Below are 18287 nucleotides of genomic sequence, written 5' to 3'. Positions count from 1 at the left end.
GCCCTGTCGTTTTTGAAAGAGGAGGAGATGGCATGAAAATCGAACACATTCATCACGTGGCCTATCGCTGTCGCGACGCCAAGGAAACGGTCAACTGGTATGTCGACAATCTGAACATGGATTTCGTGCTGGCGATTGCCGAGGATTCTGTGCCGTCTACCCATGAGGCCGATCCCTACATGCATGTATTTCTCGACGCCGGGCAGGGCAATGTGCTGGCCTTTTTCGAATTGCCGACAAAACCGGAAATGGGCCGTGATCCCAATACTCCTGTGTGGGTGCAGCATATCGCCTTCAAGGTGAAGGACCGTGACACGCTGATTGCCTACCGCGACAAACTCGAAGCCAACGGCGTCGAGGTGTTGGGCATTACCGATCACTCGATCTTCCATTCGATCTATTTCTTCGATCCCAACGGTCATCGCGTTGAGCTCGCTTGTCCGGATCCGGAAGAGGATGATATGCTCAAGCGACTGGACGCGGTGAAGTGGGACATGCTCGAAGAGTGGTCCAAGACCAAACGCGCGCCAAAGCATGCTGACTGGCTGCACGCCAAGGAACTTGCCAAGGCCTGAGGGGTGCATAGTGGCAATGCCCGTACTTTATGATTATTGGCGTTCTTCAGCGAGTTATCGAGTCCGCATTGCGCTCAATCTGGCGGGCATTGCCCATGAAACCGTAGTCGTCAACCTGCTGAGCGGCGACCACAAGGCTGCACAAAACCTTGAGCGCAACCCCATGGGTGCGGTGCCGACACTGGCGATTGACGGGCTGGTGCTGACCCAGTCGTTGGCAATCATCGAATATCTGATTGAAACCCGCGGGGTTTCTTTGCTGCCCGATGATCCCGCCGACCGGGCGCGGGTGCGGGCGCTGGCGCATGTGATCGCCATGGATATTCACCCGGTGTGCAATCTCTCGGTGGTCAAACGCGTGATGGATCTGAGCGGTGACGGCGACAAGGTCCGCGCCGAGTGGATGCAGCATTTTATCGGCCAGGGCCTGACGGCGTTTGAAAGCCTGCTTGATCATCCGGCCAGCGGTACATTCTGCCATGGTGACCAGCCGGGGCTGGCCGATATTTGTCTCATTCCGCAGCTCTACAACGCCGATCGCTGGGACGTGGATATCTCCGGGTTGAAGCGGATACAGGCGATCCGCAAGGCCTGCGATCAATTGCCGGCCTTTGCCATGGCGTATCCTGACAGGAACAATTTCTGATCTTTGCCGTGCGTTTCGCCGCGCGGCTGATGAGCCGCGCGACACTTAGAGGGCGGCGCTGCAGCACCTCAACCCGGGAAATGCGCCCGGGTTCGATTGGCGAAAGCCACCAGCGAGAGCATGACCGGGACCTCCACCAGCACCCCCACCACGGTGGTCAGAGCGGCGCCGGAATTCAGGCCGAACAGGCCGATAGCGACGGCGACGGCGAGCTCGAAGAAGTTCGACGTGCCGATCAGCGCACAGGGGGCGGCAATCCGGAATGGGACCTTCATGACCCAGGCGGCGGCATAGGCTACGGCGAAAATGCCATAGGATTGCAGTAACAACGGCACGGCGATCAAGGCAATCAACAGTGGCTGTGACAGGATGATGGTGCCTTGGAATCCAAACAGCAGCACCACGGTTGCCAGCAGGCCGATGATCGAGACCGGCTTTAACGCTGCGGTAAACTCCGCCACCGCGTCCGTCGAGTTGCTGCGCGCCTCGAGGACTTTTCTGGTCAGGATGCCGGCAATCAGCGGCACCACGACGTAGAGAACTACACTGAGGACAAGCGTATCCCACGGCACCGGAATATCGGTAACGCCAAGCAGCAGCGCGACAATCGGCGCATAGGCGAAGATCATGATCAGATCGTTGACGCTGACTTGAACCAATGTGTAGTTCGCATCGCCACGGGTCAGCTGCGACCAGACAAAGACCATGGCGGTACAAGGCGCGGCGCCCAGCAGGATCAGCCCGGCAATGTAGGAATCGGCGTCTGCGGGATTGATCAGGCCCGCAAACAGATATTTGAAAAACAGCACGCCGAGGGCTGCCATCGTGAACGGCTTGATCAGCCAGTTGACGATCAGCGTGATCACCAGGCCCTTGGGCTGGTCGGCGACATGGCGGATGCTGCCGAAATCCACCGATATCATCATCGGATAGACCATGGCCCAGATCAGTACGGCTACGACCAGATTGACGTGGGCATATTCAAAGGCCGCGAGCGCACTGAAAATAACCGGCCAAGCCTGTCCCAGCACGATCCCAAGAGCAATTGACAGCGCCACCCAGAGCGACAGCCATTTTTCAAAAACACCGATGCCGCCGGGCTCCGGCTTGTGGATTACGCTATCGCTTTGTGCGGTCATTTAGGAGGCTGCCTCATGTTTGCTACCGATGTCGGTGAGTCGTTTCTGAAGTGATAAACGGTCGATGCTGTCGAGCGGAAGGGCTGTGAATGCGGCAATTCTGGAATTTAGCATCCGAAATGCCTCGGAGAACGCCAGAGAAACTTCCGTGTCGGTACCTTCAATTGAAGCCGGATCGGGGATGCCCCAATGGGCTGTCATCGGTTGGCCGGGCCAGACTGGGCAGGTTTCGCCAGCCGCGTCATCGCAGACGGTAAACACGAAGTCCATTTGCGGCGCTTCAGCGATTGCGAATTCTTCCCAGCCTTTGGAGCGGGCGAAAGAAGTATCGAAATTCATGCGGTTGAGCAGCGCTATCGCCATCGGGTGGACTTTGCCTTTGGGGTGCGATCCAGCTGAATAGGCGTGGAACCGTCCCTCGCCGAGCTTGTTCATGAGTGCCTCGGCAAGAATCGAGCGGGCGGAGTTGCCCGTGCAGAGAAAAAGCACATTGTAAGTGCGATTGGGCATGAAGTTCTCCCGTCAGGATCAAACCGGCTTTGGCGATTAAAGGGCGCCGGCGTGGGTATGTTTGTGGCGGCTTACATAGAACTGGGCCGAAAAGGGGGTTTGGTATTTTGTGTTTCTATATATCATGAATAATTGATGGATAAGAAATGTCAACTTCCCGAACACAAAAATTTCCACTTTCGCTACGATCTGATGATGGGTGAGGGGGGACGTGGCGTATCGCTCTATCCGGATCTGCCGGTTACAGGCGCGGGTGATGTTTCGCGGGCCGATGTGGCGTACCTCAGATCAGAAGCGGGCCAGGCGTTTTTCGACGGTGCGCAGGAAGCCGGCACGTTTTTCGGGGGTCGAATTATCGATCTGGTAAAGCGCCAAAAACAACCGCTGGCATTTTCGGGCGCACAGCGCGCGCATGCCGCGCAGGATGGTGCGTTTGCCTGGTTGGCCGACAAACCATATCCACCAACGGGGTGCACCATAGGTGGTAATGACGCCAAGCGACTTTACGTGCGTCATCAACGGCTCGACTGGGCCGGGCGCATCGGGGATGCGGAACGCCAGATCCGGGGTCCACACCCGGTCCAGCCATCCCTTCAGCATGGCCGGCATTCCGTACCACCAGGTGGGGTAGATAAACAGGATGGCGTCTGCCGCCTTCAACCGCCCTGCGTGGTCGGGTATGGGGTGGTCGGCCATTGTCATCTGGTTGTAGCGCCGCCGTTCAGTGGCTGGCATCACCGGATCAAAGCCCTCGGCATAAAGATCCAGAAGATCGACCTGATATCCCGCCTTCTTCAACGCCGCGACAGCGGTATCTCTGATCGCTGCGCAAAAGCTGTCGGGTAGCGGATGACAATAGACTACAAGCCAGCGCATTGGATCTCCTGCAACCGATGGGCATTGTACGAACCCGTGATTACCAGAGTGATGGCGCCGGCAAGTTCGGTTTTCAGTTTTTCGGGACCGGATTAATGCGTGTGACCGTGCTGACCACATCTGTGGTCAACAAGGTCTTGAACTTGATGTTGAGGGTGTATTCGCCCTGGCTGCGCACCACGCCATGCACTTTCGAGCCGAGCCCGGGAATGATGATGTAAACATCGTCGGCTCTGGCAGGGAAGTAATCCGACGTGATCAGGCACCCGTCTTCGCTGATGTTGACCATCCAGGAAGGCACCGCGGTTCGAGTGTCGGCGTTAAAGCGCCGGACATGGACGATCACCGGGAAATTGGTGTCCCGGCGAAAATAGGCCCGGCGATTCTCTTCGACTTCGCCAATGCGCGTCAGTGCATATCTTTTCGGCTGCATTGTTCAGCGCTCACAAGTCTGCATCAATCTGACCCCATGGTGTCGCACATCAATGCTAAGGAATCATTGACGAACGGGTGCTGCGGAAGGTCTTGCCTATGTCTGGGGTTGCAGGCCGAGCCATGCCAAAACGGCAAACCGGTGCGGCAGCATGGCGCTGGCCTCAATGCAGTGGCACAAGGGGCCGGCATTTCTGTCGGTCTCTACGTTTTCGGCGATGAAATTACCTACATCCCCCATGCCTGCTGGCTGGTCAGTTCGAGGGCAGAGTATCGGTGTCGCACTGTGGTGAGGCTTTGATCCATTCGAAGAATGTCCGTGCCGGGCCGGCGATGTCCTCTCCGCTGCGAACAGCCATGGAGATTTCCCTACTTGCCCATTCTTCCGCGATCGGGACCGCGCGGATCGGCAGCATCCGGGTATAGGGCGCCACAAATTTCTCCGGCAGAACCGCAATACCGAGATTGTTGGCGACCATGGTGCGGGCAATTTCGTTGGTGCTGGCCATATAGCTGTAACTGAACCCGGAGTTGGCCATTCCGCCAACCTTCCGGAGCAACCGGGTCAGGGAACTGGTTTCACTGACGCCGATGATCTGGAATTCGAGCATCTGCGAAAACCGCACGCTTTCAAGTTCAGCAAGGGCATGGGTGTTTGACACCGCCAGAACCAGCTTGTCGCTGCGGTAGGGGAATGTCGTCACGCCCTCGGGCAATCGCATGGTGTTGGACAAAAAGCCGATATCGGCCGAGCCGTTGGCGACATGCTGGAGAATGTCAGGGGTCAATTGTTCCTGCAGGTCTATGGCGACGTTGGGATGGGTGTCGAGAAATTCGCCGATATGCCGCGCCAGGCCGTTGACCAGTGCTGATCCGTTGGCGCTGATCATCACCCGTCCGATGTCGCCGGCCTTGAGCTTTTCCATGTCCGAACACATCAGGTCCAGCGCGGCAAAGGTATCGCGGGTGTGGGCTGCCAGCAGGCGACCGGCTTCGGTGATTTCGACTCCGCGTGAGTGGCGCGTGAATAGCTGTTGGCCGAATTCGATTTCGAGCTCAGAAATACGCCGGCTGACCGCGGAAATCGACAGGTTGAGATTCTCCGAAGCGGCGCGAATGCTCTCTGTATCGACAACGGTCAAAAATGCCTTCAGACTGACAAAGTCAATGTTCATGTGGAGCTTTTCTGATCATGGATCACGACGGTAACGGACGTGGCAACAATGAGGTGCACCGCCGGGGCTGACTTGGTCAGAAACTAGCTGCCGCTGCCGAGGTCCGCAAGGCTGCTCTCAGTTAAGGTGCGTTGACATGGTTTGACGCCGGACGGCCTCAGAACGATCAGTTCAACCTCTCATCAGATCCACCGGGCGTGAGAAGGTGGTCATTCTTGCCGCAGCACGCCCTTTTTGGCGAATGCGTCGATCTCGACCTCGCTGAACCCGGCTTCGGTCAGCACCTGGCAGCCATGTTGGCCCAGTGTCGGCGCCGCATGTCGGATTTCGCAAGCATCCTGGCTGAACTTCATCGGAAACCCCAGCATCTGCACGGGGCCGCGGTTGCCATGATCGACCTCAATCATCATCTCGCGGTGTTGGATCTGGGGATCCTCGAAAACCTCGGGCACAGACAGAATCGGGCCCACAGGAACTCCGGCCTTGTTGAGACGCTCGATCCAGTGTGCGCTGGGCGCCGAGGCAAAAATGGGAGCGAGGATATCGCGCAGCGCACCGCGATTGGTGAGCCGATCGGCGTTGGTCAAAAACCGCGGATCGCTGTGCAAATGCTGCAAGTCCATCGCGGCAAGCAATTTGGCGTAGACGCCGTCATTGCTCGGCGCCACGGCAATGGGACTGTCGGCCGTCTCGAATACGCCATAAGGAGCCACCAGCGGGTGATCATTGCCGCTGCGCACCGGTGATTTACCGACTGCCAAATGATCGGACGCCATGTAGCTCAGCAGGCTAACCATGCTGTCGGTAAGGCTGATGTCTACATTCTGAACACCCGAAGCCGCGTCACCGGGTCCGGGGCGTCCGACCAGGCGCGAGACCACGCCCAAGGCGCCATAGAGGCCCGCCACCAGATCGCTGATCGGCAGCCCCGAGCGGATCGGTGGCTCGTCTTCAACGCCGTTGACGCTCATGAAACCGCTGAGCGCTTGGGCGATGAAATCGAAGGCCGGCCGCTGCGCATAGGGTCCACTGGCGCCAAAACCGCTGATGTTGCAGACGATCAGATTTGGATTGAGCTGTTCCAACTCAGGCTTGGACAAACCCATCTTGTCGAGCACTCCGGGTCGATAATTTTCAACCAGCACATCAGCGCCACGTATGATCTGCTTGAGAATGGCCTTGCCTTCGTCACTGTAGAGATCGAGGGCGACGGAACGCTTGTTGCGATTGTAGGCGGCGAAATACCAGCTGAAGCCATTCACCTTGGCGCCCTGATTGCGCAGCGGGTCGCCGCCGATAGTCTCGATCTTGATCACATCCGCGCCCAGGTCGGCGAGAAGCTGAGTGCAAAACGGACCGGAGATAATGCGTGTCAGGTCGACAACCCGAATTCCGTTGAGGCTCATGCTTTTCTCCGTAATTATCTGGCTGCGGGCTGCGCGGGCGGGTTGGGTCAGCCGGACGCACGAACCGCGGCATTCAGATCATAAAGGGTTCCGACCGGTTCGGAGCGCAACAGACGCGCGGGGAGTGGGCGGTCGAGCTTGGTTTCAAGCGACTTGCCGACCGCAATCAGCGCTGACAGATCGATACCGGTCGACAGGCCTTCAAGATGCAGTAGATGCACCAGATCCTCGGTCGAAATATTGCCCGAGGCTCCGGGTGCAAAGGGGCACCCGCCGAGACCGCCGATGGCGCTTTCATAGCGACTGACACCAGCTTCCAGACCGGCCATGACGTTGGCGAGCCCCATGCCGCGGGTGTCGTGAAAATGCAAAATAAGCTGCATGTCCGGCAATTCGGCGTTGAGGCTCGTTACCAACTCCCGAACCCGGCGCGGTGACGCGGAGCCGATGGTGTCGCCGAGCTTGAGAACCCGTACTCCCATGGCGTGATAGGCTTTTGCGAGCTTGAGCACCTGGGCGGTTTCAACCTGTCCCTCGAACGGGCAGTCATAGGCCACTGCCACCGAACCATAGAGTTCTGCGCCAGCCGATTTCGCCAGCTCTCCGAGTGGTTTGATGCGCTCCAGTGCGGTGTCGACGTCGACGTTGGAATTGGCGAGGGAATGGGATTCGCTGGCCGATGCGAAGGCCACCCAGACATTGACATTTGTGGCCGTGGCTCGCGCAGCGCCGCGTTCATTGGGCACCAGCGCCTCAAGCACTAACCCCGCGACAGGATTGATCCCGGCGATCACCGCCTCGGCGTCGGCGAGCTGCTGCACGGCTCTGGGCGAGACAAACGAGGTGGCTTCCAGTCTGCGCAAGCCAGCGGCGACGAGGCGGTTGCCAAGATCAATCTTGTCGGCGGTGGCGAAGAACGGTTTTTCGCTCTGCAATCCGTCACGCAGCCCGACTTCGGTGATCTCAATCCGGTTCATTTGCTACCCCTTGGGCCGGCCGAAAACATGATCGGCGGAGGGGAACTGCCGTGCGCGCACTTCGGCTGCAAAGGTCTCGATGGCTTCGCGGATAGTCGGCATGACCTGCGCATAGCGCTTGACGAATTTGGGCTTGAAATCCTCGAACAGGCCGATGACATCATCGACCACCAGAATCTGGCCATCGCAATCCACCGAAGCGCCGATGCCGATGGTGGGGATCGACATCACCTGGTTGATCTTCTGTGAAGCTGTTTCAACCACGCCTTCAACCACCAGCGCGAAGCAGCCGGCATTTTCCATCGATTTTGCCGCTGCGATCAGTTCCTGAACGGCAATCTCGTCCTTGCCCTGGGTCTTGAAGCCACCCATCGTGTTGATCGATTGTGGTGTCAGTCCAATATGGCCCATCACCGGGACACCACGGGCCGACAGGAACGCCACGGTTTCGGCCATTTCGATGCCGCCTTCGAGCTTGACCGCGTCACATCCCGTTTCCCGCAGGATTCGGGCGGCGCTCATGAAAGCCTGCTCGGGGCTTGCCTGATAGTCGCCAAACGGCAGATCGACCACCACGCAGGCATGGCTCGTGGCCCGTACCACGGCCCTGCCGTGACGGATCATGGTGTCGAGATCGACGCCCACGGTTGAGTCTTCTCCATAGATCGTCATCGCCAGCGAATCGCCGACCAGAATGAAATCGACAATTGCGTCCATCGCCTTGGCCATCGAGGCGGTATAGGCGGTCAGCCCGACGATCGGTTCGCCGCCCTTGCGGGCGCGAAGGTGCTGGGAGGTGATCTTCTTGGATGTCGTATGGACGCTCACGATGGTCTCACTTTGGTTGTCTCAAGAGCCGGACCGGACTTCCGGCCACCTGCACAGACGCCGCGCTTGGGAGGATAGCGGCGACATGTGCAGGCAAGCCGTTGGGACCGTGCCGGAGCCGGTTGCAGACATTGCTCCAGTTTGAAACTGATGCTGCTGCGGCTTGGTCGAAACTCGGATATGGGTGACAGATCGGCAAGTCTCGATTGGCGAATGCTGTGTCCCGTCTGGTCGAATGCATCGTGGCACCTGGGTCAACCGAACGGGATGAACAACACGATCTGCGGAAACAGGTAGATCAGATAGACCGTCAGCAGCATGATCGCCAGGAACGGCAGCACGCCCTTGGTGACTTCGCCGAGACTGGCCTTGCCGACGGCCTGGATCACAAACAGATTGAGGCCCACAGGTGGGGTGATCAGCGCGATTTCGATCATCAGCATGAACACGATTCCGAACCAGATCGGGTCGATTCCCATGCTCAGGAGCGCGGGGAACAGCACAGGCACAACGATCAGCAGCATCGACAGCGATTCGAGGAAGAAGCCGAGAATCAGCAGCGCGATGCAGACAACAAAAATGAATGAGCCGACCTGGTCGAAATTGTCGATGATCAGTCCGGAAATCTCGTGGGGGATCCGGTACAGCGTAATTGCCTTGGCAAAGATCTTGGCGCCGGCAACAATGAGAAAGATCGTTACCGTGGTCCGCATTGATCCGATCACGGCTTCGCCGAAAAGCTTCCAGGTGAGTGTGCGGAGCATCAGAGCGGTGATGATGATAGCGAGCACGAAACCGACGCCGGCGGCCTCGGTCGGGGTGAATACACCACCATAAAGACCGATGAAGATGATCAACGCCAGGCCGACACTGGGCAAGGCCCGGATGCTGGCTTGCTTGCGTTCATTCCAACTTGCCTTGGGCAGCGGATCGAAGGCTTTGGTGTAAGCCGCGTAGAGCATTGAAAAGCCGATGAAAAGTGCGGCCAGCAGCAGTCCCGGGGCAACGCCTGCCAGAAACAGCGAAACAATGCTTTGTTCGGTCAGCACCCCATAAACGATCAGCGGTACCGATGGCGGGATCAGGATGCCCAGCGTGCCGCCGGCAGCAAGCAGTCCGAGAACGAACGGGCGCTGGTAGCCGCGCGACGTCATTTCCGGGATCGCCACGGTGGCAATCGTCGCCGCGGTGGCAATCGAACTGCCGGAGATCGCGGCAAAGATGGCGCAGGAGATCACGGTTGCCACCGCCAGCCCGCCTGGCCAGTGCCCGACCCAGCTTTGAACGGCTGCAAACAGGTCACGGCCGACGCCACCCTTGAGCAGGATGTTGGACATCAGCAGAAACAGCGGCACCGCCAGCAGGATGAAGGAATCGACTGAACTGTAGAGTGCCTGGGTAACGATGATCGGGTTGAGACCATCAAGGATGATCAGCACCGCGCCCATGCCGCCAAGGGCAAAAGCGATAGGTATGCCGATCAGCAGGACACCAAACAGCGAAAGGATGATCAGGAACGCGGTCATCTAGATGGTATCTTCCCAATTCCGGTCGACGTTCCGGTGCGGTTGGCCGTCGCGAAGCAAAGCTCTCGCCTCGATCAGGCACTGAATGAAAAGCAGTGTGAAGCCGATTGGAATGGATATTTCGGTGAGCCATTGCGGTACCGACAACATGGAGGCGGTCTTGCGACCGACTTCGATGCTCTCATTGACGGTTACCACGCCATAATAGACGGCAACGACGCTGAAGGCGGCAATCCACACCAACGCGAGCATCTCGCTGGCCAGCCGCCAGCGTGGCGACATCCGTTCCTGCAGCACGGTGATTGAAATCAGTTCACGCGTGTGAAGCAGGTGCGCGGCCGACATGTAGACCGCCCAGATCAGGAAGAACCGCGCCATCTCCTCGGTCCAACTGGTGGGCGCGAGGAAGACGTAGCGCATGACCACTTCGTAACTGATCATCACCCCGATCGCGACAAAAAGAGCGCTGGCGACAATTGCGAAATAACCGGTGATTTTACTGAACATCGAGCGATCGCCCTGACTTGAAGTTAAGGGCGCCGGCCCAAACGGGCCAGCGCCAGAAACCGAAGCCTACTGGAGTGCCTTGGCGGCTTCCACGACCTTGCGGCCGAGATCGCCCGAGCTTTCGATGTACTGTTCGATCATCGGTGCAGAGGCTTCCTTCCAGGCGACCAACTGGTCGTCATCAAGGGTGATGACTTCCATCTTGGTCTGGTTCTTGACGAAGTCGATCGCCTCGATTTCCTTGCGGTTGACGTCGTCACGAAGATTTTTTTCCACCTGCTTGCCGGCTTCATCGACAATTGCCTTGTGGGCGTCGCTGAGGCCGTCCCAGACGCCCTGGTTGATCAGCACCACGAATTCCACGTCAGCATGGTTGGTGACGGTAAGGTGATCAAGCACTTCGTAGATCTTGCGCGATGTCACGCCGGCTGCCGATGACATGCCTGCATCGACCGTGCCGCGCTGATAGGCGAGGAACTGCTCGGACCCGGAAATCAGGGCAGGAGCGCCGCCCAGCAATTCAACGAAATTGCCCAGGGTCTTGCCGAACACGCGGACCTTCATGCCCTTGAGGTCTTCGGGCATGTGAACCGGCTTGTTGCTCATGACAACGGCGCCGCCAACGGCCTGCCACCACAGCACCTTGGCGCCGGTTTCGGCAATGGCGCCATCAAGCAGATTGCGGATTTCGCTGCCCGGCGCAGTAGCCTTCTCGACGGCTTCGAGCGAGGGCAGGCTGAACGGAACATAGAAGAAATCAACGGCCGGAATGGTGCCTGCGAAACGCGTCAGCGAGGCGGTGCCCATGTCGACCGCGCCAGAGGAGACCGCCTGCGGCACTTCGCTGTCCTTGTACAATTGCGCCGAATCGTAAATTTCGACCGCGATCTCGCCGCCGGATTTCTCCTCGACGATCTTCTTGAATTCCATGAGATTAGACGTGGTCGGATGCGAGGCCGGAAGCTGGGCGGTTACTTTGAGGGTGACATCAGCGGCCCATGACGCCGCGACGCCGGCCAGTGAAACGCCAATTGCAAGCCCTGCTGCAGCCAGCAACCGTGTCGTGGTGCGAGTTTTCATATCTGTGCTCCTCCCGAGAGTCTCAAAAGCATATTGTTGATCGGCCATTGGTAGAATGGCGCGCGGGCTGCGGCTATTCTCATTTGACGAACCCAGCGTCTCTTTTTGGAGAGCGACGTTGGGCCCGGTGGGCCATTTGGTTGGGCATGAGGGTACTGTAATTATGTCGTTCCTGCCGAGATAAATTCTTTAATCCTCAACTTTGGAAAGCCGGAAATTGAAGCCAGTTTGCGGGGAAACTCTGCCCCGGTTGGCCTAGCCGGACCTGTAGATCCCCACGCCAACCCGCAGCACCATCCATCGGAGTCGCGTGCACCCCGCAGGCCAGTTTGCCTGCCAAGGTCGCCCCGGTCTCTGTGCCTAAAGTGGCTAATAATGGTAATTGAAATACTTATTATTTGTGCCATAGTCGATGGTGAAGATACCCAACAAGGAGCACCAACGCGGCTTCCAGCCTTCAACGGCATGGTCTGAGGGTGTGAAGCGTCTGACGGGAACGCCAGACCCAGTAGTGTCCCGGGCAGATCGCCACGGAGTTTGTAAGCTCGCAACACCATCTGACCACGGTGGCGATCGATCCCGGAAACGGCCGGTAACCAATGCTGGCCTGATGGTTATCTACAACTGGCGGCACGACCGGTGTGAGGGGAGCGATTTTGTGGAGGCGTAAGCAGTCTTGCGCAACGGCTTGCCCTCACCGAACGCCCATGCGCCGAAATTGATATGTCCGCAGGGCGACCACGGCGTTGCGTAAACCCCGATTCCCGCGACCGCGCGGGAAGGTTTTTTACGTTGACCGTTTGCGCCAGGACCGACGGCAGGCCGCAGATGCCGTGCTTGTGTTTGACCGGTTTTTCAAGCCGCGTTGATGATTTTGGAGAATACCGATGATCAAGATTTTGCTTACCGATGACAGGACCGAGGTCGACATGGACGGCGTTGCCAGGGCATTCGGCATCAGCACGAATGAACTGGAACTGCGCCTTGGTGCGGGAACGATTACCCGCTGGTCCCGAGCGAGCGAAAGCGACAACAAGCCCGGCATGATCTTTTCCGCCGCTGATCGCGAAATTGAGGTCAGTGTGAACGAAACCGGAAATGTTGTGAACCACAGCGCGGCAGAGAGCGCACGCCGAAGCCGTCTTGATGCACTTCTGGATGAAGCGCTGCAAGGAACCTTCCCCGCAAGTGATCCCTTCAGCCTCACTATCGACATTCCCCGTCCGGCTGTTTCTGATGCCGGAAAGGCTGATGCGGAGTAAAGTTTGTGCGCCAGTCATTATCGACGTTTGGAGGCATGGCATGATCGTCGAAAATTCCAAAGACGTACCCCGCCTGAAGTGGCCACGGCGTTTTCCAGTTCCGCGCAACCTCGGCGTCTCGGCACATTCGCGCATCGTCGAGGGAAAGTCCTGGCCGGCGCCAAAAGGCGCCACACGGGTCGCGACCTTGCGGATCTATCGGTTCGCGCCCGACAGCGACGTTGGACCCCATATGGATACGTTTCGGGTTGATCTCGATGATTGCGGGCCGATGCTGCTGGACGCGCTCATCTGGATCAAATCAAAGGTTGATCCCACCCTTACTTTCCGCCGCTCCTGTCGGGAGGGTGTGTGCGGGTCCTGCGGGATGACGATCGACGGCACCAACTGGACCGCATGCACCCGTGCGATGACCGAACTGGCCGAACCGGCGACAATCTATCCGCTGGCCAATCTGCCGGTGATGAAAGATTTGGTGGCTGACCAGGCCCACCTGTTCGCACAGTACGAGACGATCGAACCGTGGCTGCACGCTGACAGTCCGGTGCCGGAACGCGAACGTCTGCAATCGATCGAAGAACGTGCGGCGCTCGACGGCTATTACGAATGCATCATGTGCTTCTGCTGCACCTCGGGCTGTCCCAGTCATTGGTGGAACGGTGATCGGTTCCTCGGCCCTGCCAGTTTGCTACAGGCATGGCGCTGGTTGGCCGACAGCCGCGACGAGGCGCGCGGCGAACGGCTCGATATGCTGGAAGATCCCTTCAGGCTTTACCGTTGTCACACGATCCTGAACTGTACCCGTACTTGTCCGCGCGGGCTAAACCCCGGCAAAGCCATCGCCGAGATAAAGCGGATGATGCTGGACCGGCAAGGTTGATGGAAAGACCGAGATGACCCATCCCCGCCCGAAATCGCCCAACATGCAGAACTACCGGCCGCAACTTACCTCGGTCATGTCGTTCGGACACCGGTTGTCAGGTGTAGGGTTGAGCCTTGGCGCCTTCGGTCTCGTCCTATGGTTATTGGCAGGCGTTGCGGGTCCCGACGCATTCTCGGCGATGCATTCACTCATTCTGTCACTGCCTGGGCGGGTCCTGCTGTTTTTATTCACACTGGCGTTCTTTTATCACCTCTGCAACGGCATCCGACATCTGGTCTGGGACAGCGTTCATGGCTTTGAACTACGTTCCATATATGTGGGCGGATGGGCGGTGATGGCGGCGAGCCTTTTGCTGACAATCGCACTTTGGGGGTGGTGGCTGGTATGATGGTGCGTCGCATCACACCCTCCAATCTTGCCCGTGGGCTTGGGGCTGCCGGTCATGGCGTTGGCCATTGGGCGGCGCAGCGAACCTCGGCTATTGCATTGGTTCCACTAGCGCTGTGGCTGGTGGTGGCGCTTCGCAGCGGCGCGGCCGCGGATCATGCGGCGCTGACGATCTGGCTCGGGTCGCCGCTGAACGCCATGTTGATGGTGTTGCTGCTGATTGCTGCATTTTACCATGCGGCGCTGGGGCTTAGGGTTGTAGCCGAGGACTACATCCATTCCCGCGCGCGTTTTCTCGCCGTTGTCCTCATTCAGCTTGCCTGCATTGCCGGCGCCACGGTCGGCGTCGTCGCAGTGCTGCTGATCGCGTTGACTAGCTAGGAGGTTCTCCATGAATTATCGAATGACGCTGAAGCGCATCGAACCCGTCACGCATGATACATATCATCTGGTTTTCGATCGGCCCGAAGGGTTCCAATACAGCCCCGGCCAAGGGGTGGATCTGTATCTGCTCAAACCGGGCTGGGAGGATGAGGGGCGCCCCTTTACACCCGTTAGTTTACCCCACGAGCCAACACTGGAATTCGTCATCAAGTCCTATCCCGACCACCACGGCATGACCGAACAGATCGGCGCGTTGAAGGCGGGCGAAGATGTGCTGATCAAGGAGCCGTTCGGCGCGATCTCCGATCAGGGGCCGGGCGTGTTCATTGCCGGCGGGGCAGGGATCACACCAATGATTGCGGTGTTGCGCCAGAGATTGCACGAACACGGAACACTTGCAGGCTCGACCCTGGTCTTCGCTAACAAGACCGAAGCCGACATCATCTGGCGTGAAAAATTCGAGGCCATGAAGGGTCTGAAGACCGCCTTCGTCGTGGATCAACCGGGTGCCAGCGTGCCGCAGCAAAGGCTTGACCGGGACTACTTGCGCCGGTTCGTCGAGCCCGGCAGCCGCTGCTATCTCTGCGGTCCGCCGCCGATGATGGATGCGGTGCGTGAAGCGCTGCACGAGCTCGGCGTCGAGGACCAAAACATTGTGGAGGAGGGCATCTGATATCCGCCGGATGGAACTGCCCGCAAGGCGGTCAACGGACGTTGACTGTAATTCCAGTCTGGGTGTCCGTGCGGACGCAAAAGCGTTGATACCAGGCGAACAAGTTCTGCCGACGATGCCAGGCGTCTGCCGTGCGCCGACCCGAACACTGCGCTTTTGCAGCGGGCAATTGTATCTGAAAGCAGTCGTCCACCCACGATTAACCCGGATAGCAGGCAGCTGTAACAGCCGCCCGACACCGTGTCAGTGATCGAAGCGCGGTGCTCCGTATTCGGCTCCTGCGCATGGCGATGATCGGATACACGACCTTTGGGTATGGAGAAGACCCGCGGCTTCCAAAACGCCGCCATCCTTGATCAGAAGCTCAAGCCGCTCTGTCTGGTGAATGCCCGCGACGGGCTGCGGGCAAAACTCTGCAGGTACTCCAGATAAAAGAGAGTCCACCGCTCGACGAGAACATCATGCATTTTGGCTACCACTTAGATAATACAGGAGAAACGCACATGTCTGATCTACTTTATCCCACCAACACCGCTGCGGCGGCAAAGCGTCGCAAGGAACTGACGCCAGAAGCGGACAAGGCGTTCAAGGCTTTCAGCCAGGCGGTTTTCGCCGAGGGCGCGCTGGATGCCAAGACCAAGCAACTGATCGCTGTCGCCGTCGCTCACGTCACCCAATGCCCCTATTGCATCAAGGGCCACACCAAGGCGGCACTGCGCCACAAGGCGAGCGAAGCCGAGATCATGGAAGCGATCTGGGTCGCCGCCGAAATGCGGGCCGGCGGCGCCTATGCCCATTCGGCGTTGGCGTTGGATGAGATGGGGCATGAGCAAACACCATGAGCCAGACGCCGGACCTCGAGATCGCGCGCATCCATGACGATGCTGCCCAAACGAAGGGCGCCCGGATTCTGGTTGATCGCCTGTGGCCACGCGGTGTTTCGAAAGTTGATGCCAAACTTGACGACTGGATCCGGGAGAGCGCGCCAAGCAATGACCTGCGGCGCTGGTTTGCCCATGACCCTGCGAAGTGGGAGACGTTCCGCAGCCGCTATTTGACAGAACTGGACGCAAACCCAGAGCCCATCGAGCGCCTTCTCGACTGGTGTCGAAAAGGTCCGGTGACACTGCTCTTTGCCGCCCGGGACAGGGAGTATAATCAGGCTGTCGTGCTGCGCGACTATTTGCGTGAACGCCTGGCCCAGACCGACGGTTTGCCGTGACGCGGCAAGCCACCGCTCTCCTCGCGCAGTCATTGGCCGTGCAATGACAACCGCCACATACGGGCCGAATGTTTAAACCCGTACTGGGGCCTGACCCTTGCGAATTCGCGAGAAAAAACGGAGTATCGGTTTCATTCAGCAATCGGATACAACGTCCCGATTCCACTGCATGATTCCGGTGGCACCACCAATCAGTTGCTGTGACCAGAGCCGGCAAAATCAGGCATCCAGCGGTCCAAACTACGGTCTCAGAGCACACACCGACGAATCCTCCAGATGGGCGGAGGAGAGGGCAACCCGTATCCCTTGTCCGGCTTCAGGGTTTAAAAATCGAACCTGTGCTACAACGAGAGAAACTGGTAGGGCAAAAAGATGGCGATCAGCTTGAACATATTTTCGTTGATTGTGGTGCCGCTGGTCTATGCCGTTGGCGTGGTTTTTGCGCTTGTTGCGATATCGCAAGAGCGCAGTAGTCAAGGCGCTGTGGCCTGGACGGTCGCCCTGGTCGCGATGCCGTTCATATCTGTCCCGCTATTTATCGTTTTCGGCGGATGGCGTTTCAGCGGTTACGTCAAAAAGTTTCGCATACAATTAGCTAAAGCGCCAATAAACAGCGACCTGCTTCCCGCCACTTTGCAACTCACGAAAACCGATCTGGGAGCAATGCAGGTTATCGAAAAACTTGCGAGATTTCCGTTCACCAGAGGTAATGAAGTTGACCTGTTGGTCGATGCTGAAGAAACCTACGGGGCTCTTTTCCGATCAATAGATCAATCGGCACAAAGCATATTGATGCAATTCTATATAATAAATGATGACGAGGTAGGTAGTAAGTTTGCCCAACACCTGATCAGCGCGGCAAAACGAGGCGTTGAAATTCGGTTACTCTATGACGAAATAGGTTGCAACAGCACTCCTGCGGTATATTTTGATCGACTTAGAAAAGCTGGAATACTTGTTTCCCCGTTTGGAAGTGCAACCAGGATGGGGAAACGCTTCCAAATAAATTTCAGGAACCATCGAAAGATATCGGTGTTTGATGCTCAAACTGCGTTTGCCGGAGGGCTGAACATTGGTGACGAGTATCTGGGCAAATCAAAAAGGCACCAAAGATGGCGAGATACCCATCTTCGATTTACCGGCCCAACAGTAAAAGCCGCACAATTCTCCTTTCTGGAAGATTGGCACTGGGCAACCGGTGAACAGCTCAATCTCGATTGGTCGGTACCGACGATACAAGATGACGAAAGAACCGCCTTATTCTTGGCCACGGGACCGGCAGACAAGAATGATACGTTCAAGCTGTTTGTGGTTCAGGCGATAAATGCAGCACGGGAATCGATCTGGATTGCGACACCCTATTTTGTGCCGGACGAAGAGGTCCTAACCGCCCTCCAATTGGCGGTCATGCGAGGGATCGAGGTTCGGTTGCTTGTGCCGGAAACCAGTGACCACTGGCTTGTTGGACTGGCAGTTCATGCCTGGATAGACCGTGCACTGACCAATGGGGCAATGGTCAATCAATACCAACCTGGCTTCATGCATCAGAAAGTTATGTTGATTGACGATCAATTTTCTTCTGTGGGATCAGGAAATATGGATAATCGCTCGTTTTGTCTCAACTTTGAAGCCACTTTGATCGTCGTGGACAAAGAATTTGGGCAGCAGATAAAGACAATGCTGGAGAGGGATTTCGAACTAAGTGCGCCGATGTCCACTGGACACCTTGCTGCTCGCCCACTCCTGTTTAGATTAATGGTAAATCTCGCGCGCCTCGCATCACCACTATTGTAATTTTT

Annotated in this window: 21 protein-coding genes; 10 read left to right on the top strand and 11 right to left on the bottom strand. The window is 57.7% G+C overall.

Features of this window, described 5'->3' with window-relative positions:
• Positions 1 to 32: 32 nt before the first annotated feature.
• The gene (locus ACK6D9_RS13715) at positions 33 to 575 is read left to right on the top strand and encodes a VOC family protein (protein ID WP_412048936.1); all 543 of its coding nucleotides are present in this window, start codon (positions 33 to 35) and stop codon (positions 573 to 575) included.
• 16 nt (positions 576 to 591) lie between these two features.
• Positions 592 to 1221, top strand: coding sequence for a maleylacetoacetate isomerase (gene maiA / locus ACK6D9_RS13710; RefSeq protein WP_412048935.1), 630 nt, complete (start codon positions 592 to 594; stop codon positions 1219 to 1221).
• A gap of 68 nt (positions 1222 to 1289) precedes the next feature.
• On the opposite strand, the gene arsB is transcribed toward maiA, so the two are convergent.
• The 11 genes from arsB to dctP form a co-directional block, all read right to left on the bottom strand.
• Complete coding sequence (gene arsB, locus ACK6D9_RS13705) at positions 1290 to 2360, bottom strand: ACR3 family arsenite efflux transporter (RefSeq protein WP_322988905.1); 1071 nt, start codon at positions 2358 to 2360, stop codon at positions 1290 to 1292.
• Positions 2361 to 2870, bottom strand: a complete 510-nt coding sequence (locus ACK6D9_RS13700; RefSeq protein WP_412048934.1) for an arsenate reductase ArsC — start codon at positions 2868 to 2870, stop codon at positions 2361 to 2363.
• 288 nt (positions 2871 to 3158) lie between these two features.
• A complete protein-coding gene (locus tag ACK6D9_RS13695) occupies positions 3159 to 3746 on the bottom strand; it encodes an NAD(P)H-dependent oxidoreductase (protein WP_412048933.1) in 588 nt (195 codons plus the stop codon).
• A 73-nt stretch (positions 3747 to 3819) separates the two neighbouring features.
• Positions 3820 to 4179, bottom strand: coding sequence for a hypothetical protein (locus ACK6D9_RS13690; protein ID WP_412048932.1), 360 nt, complete (start codon positions 4177 to 4179; stop codon positions 3820 to 3822).
• 253 nt (positions 4180 to 4432) lie between these two features.
• Entirely contained in the window at positions 4433 to 5353 is a 921-nt protein-coding gene (locus ACK6D9_RS13685) for a LysR family transcriptional regulator (RefSeq protein WP_412048931.1), read from the bottom strand.
• A 209-nt stretch (positions 5354 to 5562) separates the two neighbouring features.
• The gene (locus ACK6D9_RS13680; RefSeq protein WP_412048930.1) at positions 5563 to 6759 is read right to left on the bottom strand and encodes a CaiB/BaiF CoA transferase family protein; all 1197 of its coding nucleotides are present in this window, start codon (positions 6757 to 6759) and stop codon (positions 5563 to 5565) included.
• 47 nt (positions 6760 to 6806) lie between these two features.
• Positions 6807 to 7736 carry a hydroxymethylglutaryl-CoA lyase gene (locus tag ACK6D9_RS13675; protein WP_412048929.1) on the bottom strand — a complete coding sequence of 310 codons (930 nt, stop codon included), beginning with the start codon at positions 7734 to 7736 and terminating at the stop codon, positions 6807 to 6809.
• A 3-nt stretch (positions 7737 to 7739) separates the two neighbouring features.
• Positions 7740 to 8564: a 3-methyl-2-oxobutanoate hydroxymethyltransferase gene (gene panB, locus ACK6D9_RS13670; RefSeq protein WP_412048928.1), complete on the bottom strand. Its 825-nt coding sequence runs from the start codon at positions 8562 to 8564 to the stop codon at positions 7740 to 7742.
• Between the two features lie 254 nt (positions 8565 to 8818).
• Complete coding sequence (locus ACK6D9_RS13665; RefSeq protein ID WP_412048927.1) at positions 8819 to 10090, bottom strand: TRAP transporter large permease; 1272 nt, start codon at positions 10088 to 10090, stop codon at positions 8819 to 8821.
• Positions 10091 to 10597 carry a TRAP transporter small permease gene (locus ACK6D9_RS13660; protein WP_412048926.1) on the bottom strand — a complete coding sequence of 169 codons (507 nt, stop codon included), beginning with the start codon at positions 10595 to 10597 and terminating at the stop codon, positions 10091 to 10093. It lies immediately after the preceding gene.
• Positions 10598 to 10663: 66 nt separating this feature from the next.
• Positions 10664 to 11677 carry a TRAP transporter substrate-binding protein DctP gene (gene dctP, locus ACK6D9_RS13655; RefSeq protein WP_412048925.1) on the bottom strand — a complete coding sequence of 338 codons (1014 nt, stop codon included), beginning with the start codon at positions 11675 to 11677 and terminating at the stop codon, positions 10664 to 10666.
• Positions 11678 to 12564: 887 nt separating this feature from the next.
• Between dctP and ACK6D9_RS13650 the strand changes: the two genes are divergently transcribed.
• The 8 genes from ACK6D9_RS13650 to cls all read left to right on the top strand — a co-directional run bounded on the left by ACK6D9_RS13650 (position 12565) and on the right by cls (position 18282).
• Positions 12565 to 12939 (top strand): DUF6522 family protein, encoded by a 375-nt coding sequence (locus tag ACK6D9_RS13650; RefSeq protein WP_412048924.1) that lies wholly within the window; start codon positions 12565 to 12567, stop codon positions 12937 to 12939.
• A gap of 40 nt (positions 12940 to 12979) precedes the next feature.
• Positions 12980 to 13819 carry a succinate dehydrogenase iron-sulfur subunit gene (locus tag ACK6D9_RS13645; protein WP_412048923.1) on the top strand — a complete coding sequence of 280 codons (840 nt, stop codon included), beginning with the start codon at positions 12980 to 12982 and terminating at the stop codon, positions 13817 to 13819.
• A 13-nt stretch (positions 13820 to 13832) separates the two neighbouring features.
• Positions 13833 to 14210, top strand: coding sequence for a succinate dehydrogenase, cytochrome b556 subunit (gene sdhC, locus ACK6D9_RS13640; RefSeq protein WP_412048922.1), 378 nt, complete (start codon positions 13833 to 13835; stop codon positions 14208 to 14210).
• Positions 14207 to 14590: a succinate dehydrogenase, hydrophobic membrane anchor protein gene (sdhD, locus tag ACK6D9_RS13635; protein WP_412051812.1), complete on the top strand. Its 384-nt coding sequence runs from the start codon at positions 14207 to 14209 to the stop codon at positions 14588 to 14590. The genes sdhC and sdhD overlap by 4 nt, the downstream gene beginning before the upstream one ends.
• A 22-nt stretch (positions 14591 to 14612) precedes the next feature.
• Positions 14613 to 15266 (top strand): FAD-binding oxidoreductase, encoded by a 654-nt coding sequence (locus tag ACK6D9_RS13630; RefSeq protein WP_412048921.1) that lies wholly within the window; start codon positions 14613 to 14615, stop codon positions 15264 to 15266.
• 503 nt (positions 15267 to 15769) lie between these two features.
• The gene (locus ACK6D9_RS13625; protein WP_322989860.1) at positions 15770 to 16108 is read left to right on the top strand and encodes a carboxymuconolactone decarboxylase family protein; all 339 of its coding nucleotides are present in this window, start codon (positions 15770 to 15772) and stop codon (positions 16106 to 16108) included.
• Positions 16105 to 16488: a DUF488 domain-containing protein gene (locus ACK6D9_RS13620; protein ID WP_322989861.1), complete on the top strand. Its 384-nt coding sequence runs from the start codon at positions 16105 to 16107 to the stop codon at positions 16486 to 16488. The genes ACK6D9_RS13625 and ACK6D9_RS13620 overlap by 4 nt, the downstream gene beginning before the upstream one ends.
• Before the next feature lie 372 nt (positions 16489 to 16860).
• Positions 16861 to 18282: a cardiolipin synthase gene (cls, locus tag ACK6D9_RS13615; protein WP_412048920.1), complete on the top strand. Its 1422-nt coding sequence runs from the start codon at positions 16861 to 16863 to the stop codon at positions 18280 to 18282.
• Positions 18283 to 18287: the final 5 nt, after the last annotated feature.

It is taken from the genome of Hoeflea sp. Naph1, from assembly GCF_046837775.1.
GTDB lineage: Bacteria > Pseudomonadota > Alphaproteobacteria > Rhizobiales > Rhizobiaceae > Hoeflea.
The sequence above is the reverse complement of the archived record's forward strand: the minus strand, read 5'-3'. Positions and strand labels throughout refer to the sequence as shown.

Excerpts from the sequence above, each read along its gene's own strand:
- ACK6D9_RS13715 (WP_412048936.1), top strand. The coding sequence starts at position 33 with ATGAAAATCGAACACATTCATCACGTGGCCTATCGCTGTCGCGACGCC.
- maiA (WP_412048935.1), top strand. The coding sequence starts at position 592 with ATGCCCGTACTTTATGATTATTGGCGTTCTTCAGCGAGTTATCGAGTC.
- arsB (WP_322988905.1), bottom strand. The coding sequence starts at position 2,360 with ATGACCGCACAAAGCGATAGCGTAATCCACAAGCCGGAGCCCGGCGGC.
- ACK6D9_RS13700 (WP_412048934.1), bottom strand. The coding sequence starts at position 2,870 with ATGCCCAATCGCACTTACAATGTGCTTTTTCTCTGCACGGGCAACTCC.
- ACK6D9_RS13695 (WP_412048933.1), bottom strand. The coding sequence starts at position 3,746 with ATGCGCTGGCTTGTAGTCTATTGTCATCCGCTACCCGACAGCTTTTGC.
- ACK6D9_RS13690 (WP_412048932.1), bottom strand. The coding sequence starts at position 4,179 with ATGCAGCCGAAAAGATATGCACTGACGCGCATTGGCGAAGTCGAAGAG.
- ACK6D9_RS13685 (WP_412048931.1), bottom strand. The coding sequence starts at position 5,353 with ATGAACATTGACTTTGTCAGTCTGAAGGCATTTTTGACCGTTGTCGAT.
- ACK6D9_RS13680 (WP_412048930.1), bottom strand. The coding sequence starts at position 6,759 with ATGAGCCTCAACGGAATTCGGGTTGTCGACCTGACACGCATTATCTCC.
- ACK6D9_RS13675 (WP_412048929.1), bottom strand. The coding sequence starts at position 7,736 with ATGAACCGGATTGAGATCACCGAAGTCGGGCTGCGTGACGGATTGCAG.
- ACK6D9_RS13665 (WP_412048927.1), bottom strand. The coding sequence starts at position 10,090 with ATGACCGCGTTCCTGATCATCCTTTCGCTGTTTGGTGTCCTGCTGATC.
- ACK6D9_RS13660 (WP_412048926.1), bottom strand. The coding sequence starts at position 10,597 with ATGTTCAGTAAAATCACCGGTTATTTCGCAATTGTCGCCAGCGCTCTT.
- dctP (WP_412048925.1), bottom strand. The coding sequence starts at position 11,677 with ATGAAAACTCGCACCACGACACGGTTGCTGGCTGCAGCAGGGCTTGCA.
- ACK6D9_RS13650 (WP_412048924.1), top strand. The coding sequence starts at position 12,565 with ATGATCAAGATTTTGCTTACCGATGACAGGACCGAGGTCGACATGGAC.
- ACK6D9_RS13645 (WP_412048923.1), top strand. The coding sequence starts at position 12,980 with ATGATCGTCGAAAATTCCAAAGACGTACCCCGCCTGAAGTGGCCACGG.
- sdhC (WP_412048922.1), top strand. The coding sequence starts at position 13,833 with ATGACCCATCCCCGCCCGAAATCGCCCAACATGCAGAACTACCGGCCG.
- sdhD (WP_412051812.1), top strand. The coding sequence starts at position 14,207 with ATGATGGTGCGTCGCATCACACCCTCCAATCTTGCCCGTGGGCTTGGG.
- ACK6D9_RS13630 (WP_412048921.1), top strand. The coding sequence starts at position 14,613 with ATGACGCTGAAGCGCATCGAACCCGTCACGCATGATACATATCATCTG.
- ACK6D9_RS13625 (WP_322989860.1), top strand. The coding sequence starts at position 15,770 with ATGTCTGATCTACTTTATCCCACCAACACCGCTGCGGCGGCAAAGCGT.
- ACK6D9_RS13620 (WP_322989861.1), top strand. The coding sequence starts at position 16,105 with ATGAGCCAGACGCCGGACCTCGAGATCGCGCGCATCCATGACGATGCT.
- cls (WP_412048920.1), top strand. The coding sequence starts at position 16,861 with ATGGCGATCAGCTTGAACATATTTTCGTTGATTGTGGTGCCGCTGGTC.